Source organism: Pseudomonas sp. LH21 (genome assembly GCF_036549575.1).
In the GTDB taxonomy this organism is placed as follows: Bacteria; Pseudomonadota; Gammaproteobacteria; order Pseudomonadales; family Pseudomonadaceae; genus Aquipseudomonas; species Aquipseudomonas peradeniyensis.
The window spans coordinates 3749803-3771016 of the sequence record NZ_CP144367.1 but is presented as its reverse complement, the minus strand read 5'-3'; the positions used below and the strand labels follow the sequence as shown (position 1 = coordinate 3771016).

General features: G+C 66.2%; 18 protein-coding genes. 11 read left to right on the top strand and 7 right to left on the bottom strand.

From position 1 onward, the window contains the following. Positions 1-287: 287 nt before the first annotated feature. From VUG52_RS17155 to VUG52_RS17125, 7 genes are all read left to right on the top strand, one after another. A complete protein-coding gene (locus tag VUG52_RS17155; protein WP_050705219.1) occupies positions 288-1235 on the top strand; it encodes a sugar ABC transporter substrate-binding protein in 948 nt (315 codons plus the stop codon). A gap of 154 nt (positions 1236-1389) precedes the next feature. Then, positions 1390-2943, top strand: coding sequence for a sugar ABC transporter ATP-binding protein (locus VUG52_RS17150; protein ID WP_050705220.1), 1554 nt, complete (start codon positions 1390-1392; stop codon positions 2941-2943). Further along, positions 2940-3932 (top strand): ABC transporter permease, encoded by a 993-nt coding sequence (locus tag VUG52_RS17145; protein WP_050705221.1) that lies wholly within the window; start codon positions 2940-2942, stop codon positions 3930-3932. Before VUG52_RS17150 ends, VUG52_RS17145 begins: the two co-directional genes overlap by 4 nt. A 4-nt stretch (positions 3933-3936) precedes the next feature. Then, the gene (locus VUG52_RS17140) at positions 3937-4962 is read left to right on the top strand and encodes a LacI family DNA-binding transcriptional regulator (protein WP_050705222.1); all 1026 of its coding nucleotides are present in this window, start codon (positions 3937-3939) and stop codon (positions 4960-4962) included. Positions 4963-4971: 9 nt separating this feature from the next. Continuing rightward, positions 4972-5880 carry a ribokinase gene (rbsK, locus tag VUG52_RS17135; protein ID WP_050705223.1) on the top strand — a complete coding sequence of 303 codons (909 nt, stop codon included), beginning with the start codon at positions 4972-4974 and terminating at the stop codon, positions 5878-5880. After that, a complete protein-coding gene (gene rbsD, locus VUG52_RS17130; RefSeq protein ID WP_050705224.1) occupies positions 5877-6281 on the top strand; it encodes a D-ribose pyranase in 405 nt (134 codons plus the stop codon). Before rbsK ends, rbsD begins: the two co-directional genes overlap by 4 nt. A 146-nt stretch (positions 6282-6427) precedes the next feature. Continuing rightward, complete coding sequence (locus VUG52_RS17125; RefSeq protein WP_050705225.1) at positions 6428-7438, top strand: nucleoside hydrolase; 1011 nt, start codon at positions 6428-6430, stop codon at positions 7436-7438. Here the strand turns inward: VUG52_RS17125 and VUG52_RS17120 are convergent. After that, entirely contained in the window at positions 7410-7622 is a 213-nt protein-coding gene (locus VUG52_RS17120) for a hypothetical protein (protein WP_050705226.1), read from the bottom strand. The two genes, VUG52_RS17125 and VUG52_RS17120, sit on opposite strands and share 29 nt — an antisense overlap. 288 nt (positions 7623-7910) lie before the next feature. Between VUG52_RS17120 and VUG52_RS17115 the strand changes: the two genes are divergently transcribed. Next, positions 7911-8231 carry an I78 family peptidase inhibitor gene (locus VUG52_RS17115; protein WP_050705227.1) on the top strand — a complete coding sequence of 107 codons (321 nt, stop codon included), beginning with the start codon at positions 7911-7913 and terminating at the stop codon, positions 8229-8231. Positions 8232-8405: 174 nt separating this feature from the next. Here the strand turns inward: VUG52_RS17115 and nhaB are convergent, their stop codons facing one another. Next, positions 8406-9908, bottom strand: coding sequence for a sodium/proton antiporter NhaB (gene nhaB, locus VUG52_RS17110; RefSeq protein ID WP_050705228.1), 1503 nt, complete (start codon positions 9906-9908; stop codon positions 8406-8408). A gap of 151 nt (positions 9909-10059) precedes the next feature. On the opposite strand from nhaB, the gene VUG52_RS17105 reads away from it, so the two are divergent. Together VUG52_RS17105 and nudC are read left to right on the top strand one after the other, a co-directional pair. Next, complete coding sequence (locus VUG52_RS17105; protein ID WP_028692407.1) at positions 10060-10872, top strand: crotonase/enoyl-CoA hydratase family protein; 813 nt, start codon at positions 10060-10062, stop codon at positions 10870-10872. Between the two features lie 36 nt (positions 10873-10908). Beyond that, entirely contained in the window at positions 10909-11739 is an 831-nt protein-coding gene (gene nudC, locus VUG52_RS17100) for an NAD(+) diphosphatase (protein ID WP_050705229.1), read from the top strand. An 861-nt stretch (positions 11740-12600) separates the two neighbouring features. Here nudC and VUG52_RS17095 read toward each other — a convergent pair. From VUG52_RS17095 to VUG52_RS17075, 5 genes are all read right to left on the bottom strand, one after another. Continuing rightward, entirely contained in the window at positions 12601-13374 is a 774-nt protein-coding gene (locus VUG52_RS17095; protein WP_050705230.1) for a TSUP family transporter, read from the bottom strand. A gap of 327 nt (positions 13375-13701) precedes the next feature. Continuing rightward, the gene (locus tag VUG52_RS17090; protein WP_331831820.1) at positions 13702-15054 is read right to left on the bottom strand and encodes a glutamine synthetase family protein; all 1353 of its coding nucleotides are present in this window, start codon (positions 15052-15054) and stop codon (positions 13702-13704) included. 10 nt (positions 15055-15064) lie between these two features. Next, entirely contained in the window at positions 15065-15625 is a 561-nt protein-coding gene (locus tag VUG52_RS17085) for a helix-turn-helix domain-containing protein (RefSeq protein ID WP_050705232.1), read from the bottom strand. Further along, complete coding sequence (locus tag VUG52_RS17080; protein ID WP_050705233.1) at positions 15618-16907, bottom strand: NAD(P)/FAD-dependent oxidoreductase; 1290 nt, start codon at positions 16905-16907, stop codon at positions 15618-15620. Before VUG52_RS17080 ends, VUG52_RS17085 begins: the two co-directional genes overlap by 8 nt. A 154-nt stretch (positions 16908-17061) precedes the next feature. Continuing rightward, complete coding sequence (locus VUG52_RS17075; protein WP_331831818.1) at positions 17062-19008, bottom strand: DNA topoisomerase III; 1947 nt, start codon at positions 19006-19008, stop codon at positions 17062-17064. A gap of 236 nt (positions 19009-19244) precedes the next feature. On the opposite strand from VUG52_RS17075, the gene VUG52_RS17070 reads away from it, so the two are divergent. Further along, positions 19245-21095 (top strand): polyurethane esterase, encoded by a 1851-nt coding sequence (locus VUG52_RS17070; RefSeq protein WP_331831817.1) that lies wholly within the window; start codon positions 19245-19247, stop codon positions 21093-21095. The last annotated feature ends 119 nt before the right edge of the window (positions 21096-21214 follow it).

Sequence of the window (21214 nt, the reverse complement as noted above, 5' to 3'; positions counted from 1 at the left end):
GGCAGATTTCGTACCAGCAACTACCGTTCGTCGTATTTCATCTTGAAACCCCTGTTTTGACTGGGGGTACTCGAAGCGACCAGAAGGTCAGAGGTGGGTGCGCGTGTTCGGCTGACCGAATTTTTGCTGGAAAGGTGTTCGGTTTTTCGGACGAATTGCGGATAATCCGACGCGCGTAGTCCTAGCTCCCTACGCAATGGATTTGACAAAACCGGCGCCTGTTTCCATAGTTGGTTACCGCAAACGTTTGCGATCCGATAAAAACCACAAGATTCGGAGTCATTTCCATGAAACTGCCGTTCCCCGGCCGTCCGCTGGCCCTCGCCGTTTTCTCGTCGCTGCTGTTCTCCCTGTCCACTGCCCACGCCGAGGAAGCGCCCAAGGTCGCCCTGGTGATGAAATCCCTCGCCAACGAGTTCTTCCGCACCATGGAAGACGGCGCCAAGGCCTACCAGAAAGGCCACCCCGACGATTTCACCCTGGTGGCCAACGGCATCAAGGACGAGACCGACACCGGCAACCAGATCCGCATCGTCGAGCAGATGATCGCCACCGGCGCCAAGGCCCTGGTCATCGCCCCGGCCGACTCCAAGGCGCTGGTACCGGTGATCAAGAAGGCCATGGACGCCGGCATCACCGTGATCAACATCGACAACCGCCTCGACCCCGCCGTACTCAAGAGCAAGGGCATCAGCGTGCCGTTCGTGGGCCCGGACAACCGCAAGGGCGCGCGCCTGGTCGGCGACTACCTGGCCCAGCAGAAGCTCAAGGCCGGTGATCAGGTCGGCATCATCGAAGGCGTGCCGACCACCACCAACGCCCAGCAGCGCACCGCTGGCTTCAAGGACGCCATGGAAGCCGCGCAGATGAAGATCGTCTCGGTGCAGTCGGGTAATTGGGAAATCGACAAGGGCAACGCCGTGGCCGCCTCGATGCTCAACGAATACCCCGACCTGAAGGCGCTGCTGGCCGGCAACGACAGCATGGCCCTGGGTGCCGTCTCGGCCGTGCGCGCCGCCGGCAAGACCGGCCAGGTGCAGGTGGTCGGCTACGACAACATCAATGCCATCAAGCCGATGCTCAAGGATGGTCGCGTGCTCGCCACCCTCGACCAGGCGGCCAGCCAGCAGGCGGTGTTCGGCATCCAGGCGGCATTGAAGATGCTCAAGGGCGAGAAGCCAGGCGTGGATGCCGACAATGTCATCCAGACGCCGGTCGAGCTGATTACCCAGTGAAGTGATATCGCGGGGGCGTGGGAGCGGGCTTGCCCCGCGATGGCGTCGGAAGATGCAACAAGGGTATCTGCCCTGACGCTATCGCGGGGCAAGCCCGCTCCCACGAAAGCCCGCCTTATAAACGCGTCATGCTTCGTCCTAGGAGAGAATGGCCATGTCAGTATCGGCCAATGAAACCGTGCTAGCCGTCAGCGGCCTGGGCAAGACCTACGCCCAGCCCGTGCTCGGCGACGTCACCCTCGAGCTGCGCGGCGGTGAGGTGCTGGCCCTGACCGGCGAGAACGGCGCGGGCAAGTCGACCCTGTCCAAGCTGATCAGCGGCCTGGAGATCCCCACCACCGGACAGATGCGCTTTCGCGGCCAGCCCTACAGCCCCGGCAACCGCGCCGAGGCCGAGCGTCTTGGCGTGCGCATGGTTATGCAGGAGCTCAACCTGCTGCCCACCCTGACCGTGGCCGAAAACCTGTTCCTCGACAACCTGCCCAGCCGCCTCGGCTGGGTCAACCAGAAGCGCCTGCGCCAGCTGGCCAGCGCGGCCATGGCCCAGGTCGGCCTGGATGCCATCGACCCGGACACTCCCGTGGGCGAGCTCGGCATCGGCCACCAGCAGATGGTCGAGATCGCCCGCAACCTGATCGGCGACTGCCATGTGCTGATCTTCGACGAACCCACGGCCATGCTCACCGCCCGCGAGGTGGAGCTGCTGTTCACCCAGATCGAGCGCCTGCGCCAGCGCGGCGTGGCCATCGTCTATATTTCCCACCGCCTCGAAGAGCTGCAGCGCGTGGCCCAGCGCATCGCCGTGCTGCGCGACGGCAAGCTGGTGTGCGCCGAGCCGATCCAGCGCTATAACAGCGAGCAACTGGTCAACCTGATGGTCGGCCGCGAGCTGGGCGAGCATATCGACCTCGGCCAGCGCAGCATTGGCGCGCCGCTGCTCAGGGTCGACAAGCTCAGCCGTGGCGACAAGGTGCGCGAAGTGTCGTTCGAGGTCAGGGCAGGGGAGATCTTCGGCATCTCCGGACTGATCGGCGCCGGACGCACCGAGCTGCTGCGCCTGATCTACGGCGCCGACCGCGCCGACAGCGGCCAGGTCGCCCTCGGCCAGCCGCCGCTGCCGGTGACCATCGATTCGCCCAAGGCCGCGGTCAAGGCCGGCATTGCCCTGATCACCGAGGACCGCAAGGGCGAAGGCCTGCTGCTGACCCAGTCGATCAGCGCCAACATTGCCCTGGGCAACCTCGGCGCCGTGTCTAGCGCCGGCGTGCTCGACCGCGACGCTGAGCGCGAACTGGCCGAGCGCCAGATCGGCGCCATGCGCATCCGCAGCGCCAGCCCCGCCCAAGCCGTGGGCGAGCTGTCCGGCGGCAACCAGCAGAAGGTGGTGATTGGCCGATGGCTGGAGCGCGACTGCCAGGTGCTGCTGTTCGACGAGCCCACCCGTGGCATCGATGTCGGCGCCAAGTTCGACATCTATGGCCTGCTCGCCGAGCTTGCCCGTCAGGGCAAGGCCATCGTCGTGGTGTCCAGCGACCTGCGCGAGCTGATGCTGATCTGCGACCGCATCGCCGTGCTCAGCGCCGGGCGCCTGATCGACACCTTCGACCGCGATCATTGGACCCAGGACCAACTGCTTGCCGCCGCCTTCGCCGGCTACCAGAAACGTGATGCCCTGCTGCACGACGCAGCCCCCAGGATGGACGCATGAAAACCACAACAAACACCTCGGGCGCCGCGCCCGTGCGCCGCAGCGGCACCTATTTCGGCCTGGCCACCTACCTGGGCCTGGCCGGCGCCTTGCTAGCGATGATCGTGCTGTTCTCGATGCTGAGCAGCCACTTCCTGTCCTACGCCACCTTCAGCACCCTGGCCAACCAGATCCCCGACCTGATGGTGCTGGCGGTGGGCATGACCTTCATCCTGATCATCGGTGGCATCGACCTGTCGGTGGGCTCGGTGCTGGCCCTGGCTGCCTCGACGGTCAGCGTGGCGATCCTCGGCTGGGGCTGGGGCGTGCTGCCCGCCGCGCTGCTGGGCATGGCCGTGGCGGCGCTGGCCGGCACCGTCACCGGCAGCATCACCGTGGCCTGGCGCATCCCTTCGTTCATCGTCTCGCTGGGCGTGCTGGAGATGGCCCGGGGCCTGGCCTACCAGTTCACCGACTCGCGCACCGCCTACATCGGCGACGCCTTCGCCTGGTTCTCCAACCCCATCGCCTTCGGCATCTCGCCGGCCTTCATCATCGCCTTGCTGGTGATCGTCGCCGCCCAGCTGGTGCTGACCCGAACCGTGTTCGGCCGCTACCTGATCGGCATCGGCACCAACGAAGAGGCCGTGCGCCTGGCCGGCATCGACCCGCGCCCTTACAAGATCCTGGTGTTCGCCCTGATGGGCGTGCTCGCCGGCCTCGCCGCGCTGTTCCAGATCTCGCGCCTGGAGGCTGCCGACCCCAACGCCGGCTCCGGCCTCGAGCTGCAGGTGATCGCCGCCGTGGTGATTGGCGGCACCAGCCTGATGGGCGGGCGTGGCTCGGTCATCAGCACCTTCTTCGGCGTGCTGATCATCTCGGTGCTGGCCGCCGGCCTGGCCCAGATCGGCGCCTCCGAGCCGACCAAACGCATCATCACCGGGGCGGTGATCGTCATCGCCGTGGTACTCGACACTTACCGCAGCCGGCGTGCGAACCGGCGGAACTGAAACCATGGCAACCATCAAAGACGTCGCGGCACTGGCGGGGATTTCCTACACCACCGTGTCCCATGTACTGAACAAGACCCGCCCGGTCAGCGAGCACGTGCGCCTGAAGGTCGAGGCGGCGATCGCCGAGCTCGACTACGTGCCCAGCGCCGTGGCGCGCTCGCTCAAGGCCCGCAGCACCGCCACCATCGGCCTGCTGGTGCCCAACAGCGTCAACCCGTACTTCGCCGAGCTGGCCCGGGGCATCGAGGACGCTTGCGAGCGCAACGGCTACTGCGTGATCCTGTGCAATTCCGACGACAACCCGCAGAAGCAGCGCAGCTACCTGCGCGTGCTGCTGGAGAAACGCATCGACGGGCTGATCGTCGCCTCGGTGGGCGAGGACCAGGACCTGCTCGACAGCCTCAGCGGCGTGCGCACGCCGATGGTCATCGTCGACCGCGCCCTGGACGGCGTCGAGGCCGACCTGGTGCGCATCGACCACGAGCAGGGCGCCTACCTGGCCACCCGCCACCTGCTGGAGCTGGGCCACCGCGAGATTGCCACCATCGGCGGCCCGGTGGACACCGGTGTCAGCCAGCTGCGCCTGGCCGGTTTCCGTCGGGCGATGGCCGAGGCCGATGTGCGCATCGCCCCTGGCCATGTGCTGCACAGCGACTTCACCAGCCCCGGTGGGCATGCCGCTGCGGCGCGCCTGCTCGACGGGGAGCGGCCCACGGCGATCTTCGCCGGCAACGACATGATCGGTTTCGGTGTGTTGCGCGCCGCCGCCGAGCGCAATATCGACGTGCCCGGCGAGCTGTCGGTGATCGGCTTTGACGATATCGAGCTGAGCCGCTACGTGTACCCGGCGCTGACCACGGTTGGCCAGTCGATCCGCGAGCTGGGCGAGAGCGCCGCCGGCCTGTTGCTTTCGCGCATCGTCACGCCGCGGCGCGACGGCGCCGCCGAGCAGCGCATCGTCGCCCCGCGCATCGTCTTGCGTGAATCCACCGGGCCGCGCCCGGACCTGTTCAACGATTACCGTTAAGGAATACCCATGGATGCCAAGGTGGTGGTGGTCGGCAGCCTCAACATGGACCTGGTGGCCCGCGCCCAGCGCCTGCCCCGGGGCGGCGAGACGCTGACCGGTGACAGTTTCTTCACCGCGCCCGGCGGCAAGGGCGCCAACCAGGCCGTGGCCGTGGCCCGGCTGGGTGCCAGCGTGGCGATGGTCGGCAACGTCGGTGACGATGCCTATGGCCAGCAGCTGCGCCAGGCGCTAAAGCGCGAGGGCGTCGATTGCCAGGGCGTGAGCCTGTGCGAGGGCGTGTCCAGCGGCGTGGCGCTGATCGTGGTGGATGCCGCCAGCCAGAACGCCATTGTCGTCATTCCCGGCGGCAACGGCCTGCTCGGGCCCGAGTCGGTGAGCCGCTTCGACCACCTGTTGCAGGGCGCCGAGGTGATCATCTGCCAGCTTGAGGTGCCCACGGCCACGGTGGCCTGGACCCTGGCCCGTGGCCGCGAACTGGGCAAGACCGTGATCCTCAACCCGGCGCCGGCCAGCGGGCCGCTGCCGGCGGAGTGGTATGCCTATATCGACTACCTGATCCCCAACGAGAGCGAGGCCGAGGCCCTGGCCGGGGTCCAGGTCGACGACCAGGACAGCGCCCGCCGGGCGGCCGAACGCCTGCGCCAGCTCGGCGCGGGCAAGGTAATCGTCACCCTGGGCGGTGATGGCGCGCTGTTGGTCGATGCCGCTGGCAGCCGGCACTTCCCGGCGCCACGGGTGCAGCCGGTGGACACCACGGCGGCTGGCGACACCTTCGTCGGCGGCTTTGCCGCGGGCCTGGCACGCGGCCTGCCCGAGGACGAGGCGATCGGCTTCGGCCAGCGCGCCGCCGCGTTGTCGGTGACCCGTGTCGGCGCGCAACCGTCGATCCCTTACCTGAAGGAGCTGGCGCCATGAAGAAGACGCCACTGTTGAATATCGCCCTGTCGCGCACCATCGCCGGGCTGGGCCATGGCGACATCCTGGTGATCGGTGATGCGGGTTTGCCGGTGCCGCCGGGTGTGGAGCTGATCGACCTGGCGCTGACGCCGGGCATCCCGGATTTTGCCAGTGTGCTGCGCGTGGTGCTGAGCGAGATGCAGGTCGAGCGGCATGTGCTGGCCGAGGAGGTGTTCCAGGCTTTGCCGCCAGGGTTGGCCGAGGTCGAGCGGCTGCATGCCGGCGGCGAACTGGGCCAGCGCCAGGTGCTCAGTCATGCTGATTTCAAGACCCTGTGTCGCCAGGCCCGGGCCGTGGTGCGTACGGGGGAGTGCAAGCCCTATAGCAATATTGCCCTGGTGGCTGGCGTTACCTTTTAGACCGAATGCGAGGGCCTTGCCCTCGATCGCGGCGCAAGGCCGCTCCTACAGAGGGGCAACCCGGTTCGTGTAGGAGCGGCCTTGTGCCGCGAAAGGGCCGCAAAGCGGCCCCCTTGAATCCATCCCCTAGCAACAAGGAGTGCTGAATGTCCCTCAAATCCCTGCTCCAAGGAGCCGTCCTCATGTCCGCGCTAGCCGCCACCGCCGTCATGGCCGCGCCCCGCGACCTGATCATCGACACCGACCCCGGGGCCGACGACGTGGTGGCCCTGCTGCTGGCCATGGCCTCGCCCGAGGAGCTGAAGATCCGCGCCATCACCACCGTGGCCGGCAACGTGCGCCTGGAAAAGACCTCGCGCAACGCCCGCCTGGCCCGTGAATGGGCAGGCCGCGAAGAAATCCCGGTATATGCCGGGGCAGGGCGGCCGATGGTGCGCACGCCGATCTACGCCGCCAACGTCCACGGCGAGGAAGGCCTGACCGGCGTCAAGGTCCACGAGCCGAAAAAGCCCCTGGCCAATGGCAACGCCGTGCAATACCTGATCGATACCCTGGGCGCCGCCGAGCCCCACAGCATCACCGTGGCCATGCTCGGCCCGCAGACCAACCTGGCCCTGGCACTGATCCAGAAGCCCGAGATCGTCAACGGCATCAAGGAAGTGGTGGTGATGGGCGGCGCCCACTTCAACGGCGGCAACATCACCCCGGCCGCCGAGTTCAACCTGTTCGCCGACCCGCACGCCGCCGAAGTGGTGCTGGCCAGCGGCGTCAAGCTGACCTACCTGCCGCTGGACGTGACCCACAAGGTGCTCACCAGCGACGCCCGCCTCAAGCAGCTGGCGGCGGTGAACAACATTGCCAGCAAGCTGGTGGTGGACATCCTCAACGCCTACATCAAGTTCGACATGGACAACTACGGCATGCCCGGCGGCCCGGTGCACGACGCCAGCGTCATCGCCTACCTGCTCAAGCCCGAGCTGTTCAAGGGCCGCCAGGTACACATGGTAGTCGACAGCCGTGAAGGCCCGACCTTCGGCCAGACCATCGCCGACTGGTACGGCGTGCTCAAGCAACCGGCCAACGTGATGTGGATCGAGGAGGGTGACGCCCAGGGCTTCTTCGACCTGCTCAGCGCCCGCCTGGCTCGATTGAAATAGCCTCGTGCGGCGCGTGGCGCTCGAGCACCTGCTCGATGAAGCTGCGTGCCGCTTCTCCGCCGCGGTCGCGCACCAGCAGGTCGACGGCGATCAGCATCAGCTCTTCGGGCGTGCTCGGACTGTAGGCGCTCTGGCCTTCGTCCCACTTGACCTTGATATCGGCGTCGATGCTGTGGCTGCTCATGGGGCGGTTCTCGCTGGGGCCTGGGTGATAGGTCGAATACCGCGTCCTGGCGTTCGAAGGGGAGGCGTTTCGCGCTCCGCTTCTTGCAGTAAATCATGCCTTTGCGTGAGGGGACCTGCGACTTAAGCATAAGGGGCGCGGTTGGCCGAACCGACGGTTCGGTGCAAAATCCGGTCACGATTGCCTTTCGCGTCAAGTGGCCGAGTCAGGCAGAATCGTGCGGCTGTGCAACAAATGCCTGGAGGAATTGTCGCATCAGGCAGTTCCCGGATTTATTTAGGAGGATTCATGTTCCGTACCCGCGCTTTCCTGGCGACCTTGCTGGTGGCTTCCGTTCTGGCAGGTTGCAGCACTGGTGGCTCCTCGGGCGGCAGCAGTGCCCAGGCCACCCCGGCCGGCAATGACGGCCGCTGCGAAGCCAGTGGCGCCGACTTCACCATTGGCAAGCTGGCCTCGCCAGAGCTGATGGAGCAGGCGAAGAAGGCCAGTGGCTCGCAGATGGCGCGCATCCTCAAGCCTCACGACATGATCACCCTGGAATACCGTTCCGAGCGGTTGAACCTGAATGTCGACGACAAGGGTGTGGTTACCCGCGTCAACTGCGGCTGATCCAGGCCGCTCCTACAGTGGTGCCGGGGGATCCTGGCAGCCAATAAAAAAACGCCACAAGTGGCGGTTTTTTTGCAGCTATCCGAAAGTTAGTCCGGACGAACCTGTCGATGACAAGGGTAGGGTTGCCTATGCCAACTGCGGCTGATCCTGCGCCTCTCCCTGTAGGAACGGCTACAGCCAGTAGGTCACCGCCCACCAGCCCAGGCCACCCATGACCACGGTGTAGGGCAAGGCCATCCACACCATCCGTCCATAGGACAGTCGCACCAGTGGCGCGATTGCCGAGGTCAGCAGGAACAGGAAGGCCGCCTGGCCATTGGGTGTGGCCACGCTGGGCAGGTTGGTGCCGGTGTTGATCGCCACCGCCAGGGTCTCGAAGTGCTCGCGGCTCATCGCGCCATTGACGAACGCCTGCTTGACCTCGGTGATGTAGATGGTGGCGACGAACACGTTGTCGCTGATCGCCGACAGCAGGCCGTTGGCCAGGTACAGCATGCCCGGCTGCTGCTCGCTGGGCAGGGCCAGTACCCAGGCGATCAGCGGGCTGAACAGCTGCTGCTGGTGGATCACTGCGACCACGGCGAAGAACACCACCAGCAACGCGGTGAACGGCATGGCATCCTGGAACGCGCGGCCCAGGCGGTGCTCGTCGGTGATGCCGGTGAAGGCGGTGATCAGCACGATGACCATCAGGCCGATCAGGCCGACCTCGGCAATGTGCAGACCCAGGCAGACGATCAGGATCAGGGCGGCCAGGCCTTGCACCACCAGGGCGATGCGTTGGGCCGGAGTGCGCGCGGCGTCGTCCTCGGCGGCGTAGGCGGCCAGTACCTGGCGCACGCGTTCGGGCATCAGCGTGCCGTAGCCGAACAGGCGCAGCTTCTCCAGCAGCACACAGGTCACCAGGCCCGCCGCCAGCACCGGCATCGACACCGGCGCGACCTTGAGGAAGAAGTCGGCGAAGTGCCAACCCATTTCATGGCCGATCAGCAGGTTCTGCGGCTCGCCCACCAGGGTGCACACGCCGCCCAGCGCCGTGCCCACCGCGCCGTGCATCAGCAGGCTGCGCAGGAAGGCACGGAACTGGTCGAGGTCGTCGCGGTGCAACTGTTCGACCTGGTGGTCGCTGTCCAGCGCCGACTCCTCCCGTGGGTTGGTGCCCGAGGCGACCCGGTGGTACACCGCATAGAAGCCCACCGCGGCGCTGATGATCACCGCGGTCACGGTCAGGGCGTCGAGGAACGCCGAGAGAAACGCCGAGAGCACGCAGAACAGCAGGCTCAGTATCGCCTTGGAGCGCACCCCCAGCAGGATCCGCGAGAATAAATACAGCAGCAGCTCCTTCATGAAGTGAATGCCGGCGACCATGAACATCAGCAGCAGGATTACCGGGAAGTTGTGCTGCAGCTCTTCGTACAGGGCCTCGGGCGTGGTCATGCGTAGCAGCAGTGCCTCGACCAGCAGCAGGCCGCCGGGCATCAGCGGGTAGCACTTGAGTGCCATCCCCAAGGTAAAGATGAACTGGATCACCAGCACCCAGCCGGTGACCACCGGGCCAAGGGTTGCCAGCAGCAACGGGTTGAGGACCAGGAACAGGCAGATGACGGCCTTGTACCAACGCGGCGACTGGCCCAGGAAGCCGTGGGCGAGGGCGCCGGTCAGGGAACGGGACATGAATTTGTATCCTTTTGATTCAGCAGTGGCGCAAGGTGCCGCATCGCGCCTCGGGGTGCAAGTCATCCAGTCCGGCTTTTGGCACATGTGCAGCCTTGCGGGTGCGCTAAGATCCGGCGTTGTGAATCCTTTTCCCACAGGAGTGCCGCTCGTGACCGAATACACCGCGTTCAAGGTCGAACTGACCGACAACATCGCCCACGTGCAGATCAACCGCCCGGACAAGATCAACGCGATGAACGCCGCCTTCTGGGAAGAGCTGGTCGAGATCTTCCAGTGGATCGACGACACCGACGCGGTGCGCGTGGTGGTCATCAGCGGCGCCGGCAAGCACTTCTCCTCCGGCATCGACCTGACGATGCTGGCCACCCTGGCGCAGCAACTGGGCAAGGACGTCGGCCGCAACGCCCGGGTGATGCGCCGCACCATCCTGCGCCTGCAAGGCTCTTTCAACGCCGTGGACAACTGCCGCAAGCCGGTGCTGGCGGCGATCCAGGGCTACTGCATCGGCGGCGCCATCGATATGGTCTCGGCCTGCGACATGCGCTACTGCGCCGCTGACGCGCAGTTCTCGATCAAGGAGATCGACATGGGCATGGCCGCCGATGTCGGCACCCTGCAACGTTTGCCGCGTATCATCGGCGACGGCATCATGCGTGAGCTGGCCTACACTGGCCGCCGGGTCGACGCCCAGGAGGCGCTGCGCATCGGCCTGGTCAACCGCGTCTATGATGACCAGGCGGCACTGCTCGACGGGGTCTTTGCCATCGCCCGCGAGATTGCCGCAAAATCGCCGATCGCCGTGGCCGGCACCAAGGAGATGATCAGCTACATGCGCGACCATCGCATCGACGATGGCCTGGAGTACATCGCCACCTGGAACGCCGCCATGCTGCAGTCCGAGGACCTGCGCGTGGCCATGGCCGCGCACATGAGCAAACAGCAACCGACGTTCGCCGACTGACAGGACAGTGGCGGGCGCCATCAAGGGACCCGAACCATGTCAGCACGCTGGACAACCGCAGTACTCGACCCGCAGATCACCGGGGGGCTGGCTGTCGCCCGCAGCCCGGAGGGGTTCCTGGTGGACGCCAACGGCGCGCTGTTCCCCCGCGACTGGCTCAAGCGCCAGGAGCTGGACGTGTTGTGCGAGCATGGCATCGGCCATTTTGACGGCCAGCCGGTGTTCCTGCTGGAGCTGCGCGGGGCCGGCGAGGTGCCGGGTTGCCACTGGCAGGGGCTGCGCCGGTTCATGCTCGAGGGCGACTTCGATACCTACAAAGTGCTTGGTTACGCTGCGCAGATCGGCACCTGGGCTCGGGAGCACCGTTTCTGTGGCAGTTGCGGGCAGGCCATGACGCAGATTCGCTGGGAGCGGGCGATGTACTGCCAGCCTTGCGACTTGCGCAGCTATCCGCGGATTTCACCGAGCATGATCGTGCTGATTACTCGCGGTGACGAGGTGCTTTTGGCCCGTTCGCCGCGTTTCGTTACCGGGGTCTACAGCACCCTGGCGGGCTTTGCGGAACCGGGGGAGTCGGCCGAGGACTGCCTGGTGCGCGAGGTGCGTGAAGAGGTGGCGGTGGAGGTCAGGAACATCCAGTACGTTGGCAGCCAGTGCTGGCCGTTTCCGCATTCGATGATGCTGGGGTTTCATGCCGAGTATGCTGGGGGGGAGATTGTCATGCAGGCGGATGAGATCGAGGATGCGCGGTGGTTCAATGTGCATGAGTTGCCGCCTTTGCCGGCGGGGCGGTCGATTGCTCGGTATTTGATTGATCTGTATGTTGCTCGGCGGTTGGGTCTTCCTGAGCCGGTTTTGTCTGCCTGAGTTGGGTTGGTTGGTTGGTTGGTTGGTTGGTTGGTTTTGGAAGTTGTATGCGCATTCATTTGTGATGTCGACGCTTATTCACCTTTCCGCCCTTACGGCGGGTTACTTTGGTCTTGGCCAAAGTAACCAAAGCCGTTGCGCTCCATTCATCCGGCCCTGCGCTTCGCTCCGGGTTCCCTCACTCCGGCCTTGCTCCCGGGAGGACCGCGCTGCAGGGCCCATCCTGGGCCCCAGCGCTTGACGGGCATCCATGCCCGTCACCTCCCTCCGCAAGACCTCCGTTCGGCCTCCTGAAGTCGCGAAGTTACGGGCGGCGCCTGGGCTGGCGCAGCTGTCGCTAGTTGGAGATTAATTAATCTCTCGATCGCATCGCGGGACAAGCCCGCTCCCACGCAGTAGTCGCCGTTATATAAAACCCTGTAGGAGCGGGCTTGCCCCGCGAAAGGGCCGGAACAGCAAATATATAAATAACTGTCAAACAACTAACTTCGCATCTCTTGCTCTTGCTCTTGCTTCTAAGTGCGCAATAGTCCAGGCGCCGCCAATTGCGACTTCAGGAGGCCGAGCGGAGTTCTTGCGGAGGGAGGTGACGGCCATGGATGGCCGTCAAGCGCTGCGCCCCAGGATGGGGCGTTCAGCGCGGTCCTCCCGGGAGCAAGAACGTAGCGAGGGGACCCCGGAGCGCAGCGTAGGGGCCGGATGAACGGAGCGGAACGGTTTTGCCTACTTTTCCCAAGAGAAAAGTAGGCCGCCGTAAAGGCGGAAAGGTGCCTAAATGTCGTTATCTTCTACGAATGCGCATACAAAAATCAAAACAATCGCCCCCAAGCCCAAGCCCAAGCCCAAGCCCAAGCCCGAACCCTACCCAAACCAATGCTGCCAAGCCAACCGCACAGTCAACGCCAACACTACAGCTATAAACACCGGCCGAATAAACCTGCTCCCCCCACTGATCGCCGTACGCGCCCCGAAGAACGCCCCGACCATCACCGACACCCCCATGCACAGCCCAACGATGTAATCCACCTGCCCGGAAATGATGAACACCGTCAACGCCGCAATGTTGCTGACGAAGTTCATGCTCCGCGCCACGCCACTGGCGCGAACCAGGTCAATGGGATAGAGCAGTAACGTGCTAACGGTCCAGAAGGCACCAGTGCCGGGCCCGGCGACGCCGTCATAGAAGCCCAGGGTGAAACCCTGCGGGAACTGCCACTTTTTCCTGATCGGCGCCTCGGCGTCCAAAGGCGCCTTGGGCGTGCCGCCGAACAGCAGGTAGACGCCACAGGCGAAGACGATCACCGGCAACATCTTGTTCAGCCATTCGGCGGGCATGTAGTGGGCCACCACTGCGCCGATCAGCGCGCCCACCAGCGTGCCGACGATCGCCAGGCGCCACTGCGCCGGATGGAACAGCTTGCGCCGGTAGTAGGTGATGCTGGCGGTGGCGGCGCCGAAGGTCGAGCTGAGCTTGTTGGTGCCCAGCACCAGGTGCGGCGGCATGCCGGCGGTGAGCAGCGCCGGAGTGGTCAGCAGGCCGCCGCCGCCGGCAATGGCGTCGATGAAGCCGGCGACGAAGGCGACCAAGGCGAGGATCAGCAGGGTGAGCGGTTCTACGGTGAGTTCGAAGGGCATGGGTGGCGTGCGCAGGCTGGAAGGCGGGGTGCGGCAAAAGGCCGCGCTAGAGGTTGTGCATGGTAATACCAGGCGATAGCGGGTGCCAGTGCCGACCTCATCGCGGGGCAAGCCCGCTCCCACGCCAGTGCCGGCCTCATCGCGGGGCAAGCCCGCTCCCACGCCAGTGCCGGCCTCATCGCGGGGCAAGCCCGCTCCCACGCCAGTGCCGGCCTCATCGCGGGGCAAGCCCGCTCCCACGCCAGTGCCGGCCTCGTTGCGGGGCAAGCGCACTCCCACGCCAGTTCGGGATCGTTGCGTGGGAGCGGGCTTGCCCCGCGATGGATGTCACAGGAACCAGCGATATTCCCGCGCACTGACCTCCTGCAGAAACGCCAGGTGGTCCTGGCGCTTGTTCTCGCAATAGACCATCACGAACTCCGCGCCCAGCCCTTCGTTGACGGCCGGATGCCCGCGCATGGCCGCCACCGCGCCGAGCATGTCCTTGGGGAAGTCGATCCCGCTGCCACGATCCTCGTTTAGCGGCGCGATCGGCTCCTGCGCGGCATCCAGCCCATGCTCCATACCGCAAAGTATCGCCGCCAGCACCAGGTATGGATTGGCATCCGCCCCGGCCAGCCGGTGCTCGATCCGCAGGTTGCGCGGATCCGACTCGGGAATGCGGATGCACGCGTGGCGGTCCTCGAAGCCCCAGCTCGCGCGGCTGGCGGCATTGACCATGGCGCCGTAGCGACGAAACGCGTTGTGGTTGGCGGCGAACACTGGCATGCAGTGCGGCAGCAGCGCCAGGCAGCCGGCCACGGCATGGCGCAGCGGGCGCTGGGCGTCGGCGGCGAGCAGGTTGTTGCCGGCCGGGTCGTAGAGGCTGACGTGCACATGCATGCCGCTACCCGGCGCATGCAGGTAGGGCTTGCTCATGAACGAGGCACGTAGCCCATGCTTGAGCGCCACGCCACGGGTGCTGCGACAGAACAGCGCCGCCCAGTCGGCGGCGCGCAGGCCGTCGTCGCAGTGAGCGAAATTGATCTCGAACTGGCCAGGGCCCAGCTCGGCGGTGATGACATTGGCGTCCACTCCTTGGGCGTTGGCGGTCTCGACCATCTCGCGCAACACATCGGAAAACCGCGACAGGCGCTCGATATGCATGTTCGGCTGGTCGTCGGCATCGCCACTGGCCGGGTCGCGGGGGAACTGCGGCAGGCCCTCTTTCAGCGCCCGATCGAACAGGTAGAACTCCAGTTCGAACGCCACCACCGGGCGGATGCCGCGACGCTCGAGACGCTGCAGGACGCGGGCCAGCACCTCGCGAGGCTCGAATTCGATGGGCGCCGCGGTGCCGTCCGAAGTGATCAGCATCTGCCCCAGCGGCTCGCGCTCCCAGGTCACCGGCTTCAGCGTACCGGGTACCAGGCGGCGCGGGGCATCCGGGTCGCCATCGTTGAAGCAGTAGTCGCCGATGGGGAACAGCCCACCCTGCACGCCGAGCAGCACGCAGTTCTGCGGCAACTTGAGCGGGCTGCCGGCGGCCACCTTTTCCAGCATGTCGATGGGGTAGCGCTTGCCGTAGAAGTGCCCGGGGATGTCCAGGCTGATCAGGTCGACGTAACGCACCTCGGGGTGTCGGGCGCGGAAGGCGCGTACTTCGCTGAGCAGATCGGGGAAGCCTGTTGTACTTGTCATTGGCATGCTCTCAACGGAAGACCCAGAGAACCCGGGTCGTTCGGGCGGTCAGGTTGGCGTAGCGGAACTGGCTGTGGGGCGGCAGCTGGAAGCTGTCGTTGGGGTACAGGGTGATGGCGTCCTCCTGGCCTTCGCGCCATAGGGTCAGTTCGCCCTCAAGGACGAAGCCACCCTGTTCCGAGCTGTCGTCCAGGTGCCCTTCGCCGCTGCTGGCGCCGGGCGCCAGGTGGCTTTCGAGCATGGCGAAGCGGCCGGTGAGGGTCGGCGAGACCAGCACGTCGGTGACGCCAGCGGCGTAGTACAGGGTGCGCCGCTCGCCGGGGCGGGTGACCCAGTCGAGCGCTCGGGGCGGCACGGCCTGGTAGAAGTAGGTGGTGGGAACCTGCAGCGCCTCGCTGATGGCGGTGAGGTCGGCCACCGTGGGACGCGAGAGACCGCGCTCGACCTGGGAGAGAAAGCCCAGCGAGCGCTTGACCCGCCCGGCCAGCTCGTCCAGGGTCAGCCCGCGGTGCTTGCGCAGGTCGCGCACCAGTCGCGCCAGGCCCTGGTTGTCGTCGATCGGCTCAGACATGGTCGCGCATCCTGTACCAGGCCTTGGCGGCCGCTTCCAACGGCGCGGCCAGCAGGTCGCCGCCAGGGAAGCGGCCATTGTCGATAGCCTGGTAAAGCGTGAGCAGGTCGTCGTCACCCAGAATCGCGTCACTGACGGCGCGTGCGCCAGCCAGGGTCGGCAGCACGCCGTGGCCAGAGAATCCTTGCAGCCAGTAGCGTTGGCCCTGACGGCCGATATCCGGGGTGCGCTGGATGCTGCAATCGATATGACCGCCCCAGGCATGTTCGATGGCCACGCCTCGCAACTGCGGGAACACCCGTTCCAGGTAGGGCCGGGTGGCGCTGGCGACGTTCTTGGGGATGCCACCCAGGTAGGTGCAGCCGCCACCGAACAGCAGGCGATGGTCGGGCGTCAGGCGGAAGTAGTCGGGAACGAACTGGTTGTCGATCACGCAGCTGTTGCGTGGCAGCAGTGAGGCGGCGAACTCGGCGTCCAGCGGCGCCGTGGCCACCTGGTAGGAGCCCACCGGCAGCAGGCGGCGCGACAGGGTGCGGTCGAGGCGGTCGATATAGGCATTGCAGGCCAGCACCAGTACGCGACTGCGCACTTCGCCCTGATCGGTGCGGGCGACGAAGCCGTTGGCGTGTTCGTGGTAGTCGAGCACCTGGCTTTGCTCGAAGATCCGCCCGCCGTTCGCCTCGATCACGCCGGCCAGGCCCTGGGCCAGCTTCAGTGGGTTGAGGTGGGCGCCATTGGGGTCGTACAGCGCGGCCTGGTAACGGGGGCTGTCGACCCACTCGGGCAGTTCGTCGCGGCCGATCAGGCGCAGGCAGTCGTAGTCGAACTTCTCCTGTGCTTCGCGTCGGGCCTCCTCCAGCAGTTTTACCCGGCGTGGCAACACGGCGGTCCACAGGCTGCCCAGGCGATAGTCGACGTCGAAACCATGGCGCTGAGGCAGTTCGCGCAGCTCGCGGGCGGCCCAGCACATGCTGTCCCACAGGCGTCGGCTGCGCTCCAGGCCCAGGGCTCGCTCCAGTGGGGGCATGTCACACGACCAGCCCAGCAGTGCCTGGCCACCGTTGCGGCCCGAGGCGGCCCAGGCCACCCGGCTGGCTTCCAGCAGGGTCACGCGCTGGCCGGCCAGGGCCAGGCGCAGGGCGGTGTGCAGTCCGCTGAAACCGGCACCGACGATCAGGATGTCGGTGTCGTGGGCGCCCTGCAGGGTGGGGCGCAGGGTGATGGTGGCGGGGTAGGTGCGGGCGTAGTAGCTGGCGACGTGCTGGGCGGATTGCTTGAACATGCCGGGGCCTCGTGAAATTTCTTCTGATTATTTTCATGAAAAAATAGCAGAGGATTTTCATATCGCCAGTAGATGGCGCCATCGCGGGGCAAGCCCGCTCCCACGCGCCGAATACGAACGGGCGTGGGAGCGGGCTTGCCCCGCGATTGGAACGCTAGTTCGCTGCCTTGCGCCGCGGCTGTCGGGGCTTGCCGGCTGCTGTCTTGCCCTTGGCAGCCCCCTTGCGCTTCTTCTTCCACGGCGCCGCCGCCTTGCCCGCTGCCGGCCCGCTGATGGTCAGGCGTAGGCCGCTGCAGCGTTGCACCAGCTTGCCCATCCAGGCCGACTGGCGGGTGACGAACTCGTCCAGGCTCATCTCGCCGCTCTGTACCATATCCAGCGCCTGTTCCCAGATCGCCGTGGTGCCGGGGTCGGCGATGGCCCGCGGCACGGCGTCGATCAGGCTGAAGGCGGCGGGTGTGGCCGACAGGGCCTTGCCATTCTTGACCAGGTAGCCACGGTCGAGCAGGCCCTGGATGATGCTGGCGCGGGTGGCCTCGGTGCCGATGCCGGTGGTTTCCTTGAGCTTCTGTTTCAGCCGAGGGTCGTCGACCAGTTTGGCGACGTTCTTCATCGCCTTGATCAGGTCGCCTTCGGTGAACGGCTTGGGTGGCTGGGTCCACAGGTCCTTCAGCTGCAGGTCCCGCACTGCGCAGTCCTGGCCTTCGCGCAGCGTCGGCAGCACCTGGGCCGGTGGCGCTTCGCGGCCCTTGGCTGGGGTCAATGCCTCGGGCAGCGCCCGGCGCCAGCCTGGTTCGACGATCTGCTTGCCCACCGCCCGCAGTGCATGGCCGGCGCAATCGAACTCGGCCTGGGTGCGGTCGTACTCGTGGTTGGGCAGGAACTGCGCCAGGTAGCGGGCGCGAATCAGGGTATACACGGCCTTGTACTTGGGCGGCAGGCGCGACGGGTCGCTGGCGGCCGCGGTGGGAATGATGCCGTGGTGGGCGCTGACCTTCTGGTCGTTCCATGCGCGCGAGCGGCGGCCTGGGTCCAGGTGCGGCCGCAGTGGCGCGAGGCTGTCGTCGGCGCGCTGCAGGGCGGCGAGGATGCCAGCGGCCTCGCCGTGCTGGCTGAGGGGCAGGTAGCCGCTGTCGCTGCGCGGGTAGGTGATGAGCTTGTGGGTTTCGTACAGGGCCTGGGCGATGTCCAGGGTCTCCTGGGCGCCGAGGCCGAGCTTCTTCGAGCACACCTCCTGCAGGGTGCCGAGATCGAAGGGCAGGGGAGCCGCCTCGCGCACGCGTTCGGTGACGATCTTGCGCACCCGGGCGCTGGCGGCCGCCTGCATGTCGGCGGCGGCCTGTTGGGCCAGCTCCTGCCTCAGGCAGCGGCCCTGGTCGTCGCAGGCGTCCTCCGGCGCGCGCCACTGGGCGTTGAACACGCTGCCGGCGCTTTCCAGCTGTACCTCGATGGCCCAGAAGGGCACCGGCACGAAGTCGGCGATGCTGCGGTCACGGTCCACCACCAGGCGCAGCGTCGGTGTCTGCACCCGACCCACCGGCAGCACGCCCTGGTAGCCGGACTGGCGGCCGAGCAGGGTGAACAGGCGGCTCATGTTCATGCCGATCAGCCAGTCGGCGCGCGAGCGGCCAAGGGCCGAATGGTACAGGCTGAAGGTCTCCTGGCCCGGCAGCAGGCGGCCGAGCGCCTTGCGGATCGAGGCATCGTCCAGCGCTGACAACCACAGGCGCTGGATCGGCCCCCGGTAGCGACAATGCTCGACCAGCTCCCGGGCGATCATCTCGCCCTCGCGGTCGGCGTCGGTGGCGATCACCAGTTCGCGGGCCTCGCCGAGCAGACGCTTGACCGCCTTATACTGGCTGGCGGTCTTGGGCTTGACCGTCATCTTCCACTTTTCCGGGATGATCGGCAGGTCCTCGAGGGTCCAGCGTTTGTAACGCTCGTCGTAGCTGTCCGGCGGGGCGGTCTCGAGCAGGTGGCCGATGCACCAGGTCACGCAGACATCGGTGCCTTGCCAGCAGCCGTCGCCACGACGCTGGGCGCCGAGAACCTTGGCGATGTCTTTTGCCTGGGAGGGTTTTTCGCAGAGGAAGAGGCGCATGGCCGAAACGCTTGATCACGGAAGATGGGCACTAGGATGCGCAAGCCAGGGCGCGCAGGCAAGCTTTATCTGTATGCATGTACAGGTTTTTCGCCCGCATGTTTGGCAGGGTAGTCACCCCTTGGGGTTGGACGATTCGGCAATTGCGTGCCAGCTTTGCCTTTCGCCCGCCAGTCGTGTCACTGGACGATGTCGCTGGGGTGTCCTTCCTACAAGAACAACAGGGATGTAAACCAATGCCCGTTTTCGATTACCGACAGCTCGACAGCACTGCCTCTTCCTCGCTCTATAAAGATGCCATGGCCCTGGCCAGCTATGCCTACCATGGCATCGACGATGGCTTCAGCGCCGGCTACCAGAAGTACGGTTTCGGCCTGGGCCTGCCGGCCACCCTGGTCAAGGCGCTGATCGGCGGCACCGACAGCCAGGGCGTGATCCCCGGCATCCCCTGGAACCCCGACTCCGAAGCCCGCGCCCTGGCCCAGGTCAAGGCCGCCGGCTGGACGCCGATCAGCGCGGCGCAACTGGGCTACCAGGGCAAGATCGACGGCCGTGGCACCTTCCACGGCGAAGCGCCGGGCTACACCTCGGCGCAGGTGGAAATCCTCGGCCGCTACGATGCCGCCGGCCAACTCAGCGGCATCGGCATCGCCTTCCGCGGCACCAGCGGGCCGCGCGAGAACCTGCTGGGCGACACCATCGGCGATGCCATCAACGACCTGCTGGCGGCGATCGGCCCGGCCGGCTATGCCCGTGACTACGCCGGTAACGCATTCGGGCAACTGCTCGCCGATGTGGCGGCTTTCGCCAAGGCCAACGGCCTGAGCGGCGCCGATGTCACCGTCAGTGGTCACAGCCTCGGCGGCCTGGCGGTCAACAGCCTGGCCGACCTCAGCGGCTCGCGCTGGGGCGGCTTCTACCAGGATGCGCGCTACGTCGCCTTCGCCTCGCCGACCCAGGCCGCCGATGCCAGCAAGGTGCTCAATATCGGCTACGAAAACGACCCGGTGTTCCGCGTGCTCGACGGCACCTCGGCGACCTGGGGCACCCTGGGCGTGCACGACGGCGCCAAGGCCTCGGCCACCAACAACATCGTCAACTTCAACGACCACTACGCCTCCGACGCCTGGAACCTGCTGCCGTTCTCCATCGGCAATATCGCCACCTGGCTGTCGCACCTGCCGACGGCCTACGCCGATGGCCTTGGCCGGGTGCTGGGGTCGTCGTTCTATCAATGGACCAGCCGCGACTCGACCATCGTGGTCAGCAACCTGTCCGATGTCACCCGTGGCTCGACCTGGGTCGAGGACCTCAACCGCAATGCCGAGCCGCACAAGGGCAGCACCTTCATCATCGGCTCCGAGCAGGACGACCTGATCCACGGCGGGCGCGGCAACGACTACCTTGAAGGCCGGGCCGGCAACGACACCTTCCGCGACGACGGCGGCTTCAACCTGATCGACGGCGGCGCCGGCCATGACACCCTGAAGCTGCAGGACGCCCTGGCCAACCTGAGCATCGCCCGGGACGGCGATGGCGTGCTGTACGTGCATGACGCCCAGGGTGGCATCAGCCTGGTGCGCAATGTCGAGAACCTGGTGAGCAAGGAGTCGAGCCTGCTGATCTTCAGCAAGGAGGTCAGCCACGGGGTCGCGGCGCAGGGTCTGTTCGAGAGCGGCAAGGTCACGCCCTACGCATCCTCGCTCAATGGCACCCAGGCCGGCGACCAGCTGGTGGCGGGCAACCAGGGCCAGTGGTTGTTCGGCCTTGGCGGTGACGACCGGTTGCAGGGCGGTGCTGGCAATGACGTGCTGGTCGGCGGCGCGGGCAACGATGTGCTCAGTGGCGGCGCGGGGCGCGACACCTTCCTGTTCAGCGAGCATTTCGGCCAGGACCGGGTGCTGGACTTCACCGGTCAGGACCGACTGGTGTTCATTGGCGTGGACGGCGGTACGGCGGCGCCAGACTGGCGTGCCCATGCCAGCCAGGTTGGCGATGACCTGGTGCTGAAGTTCGGCGGGGACAGCGTGACGCTGGTGGGGATCTCGGCGCAGGGGGTGGGGGATGGGCAGATTGTGATTGCCTGAGGGGGCGGGCGAACTCTGTAGGAGCGGCCTCGTGCCGTGAAAGGGCCGCATAGCGGCCCCGGCGATCTTTGCGTCAATGCTGAAATCGTGGGGCTGCTACGCAGCCCTTTCCGGCCGGT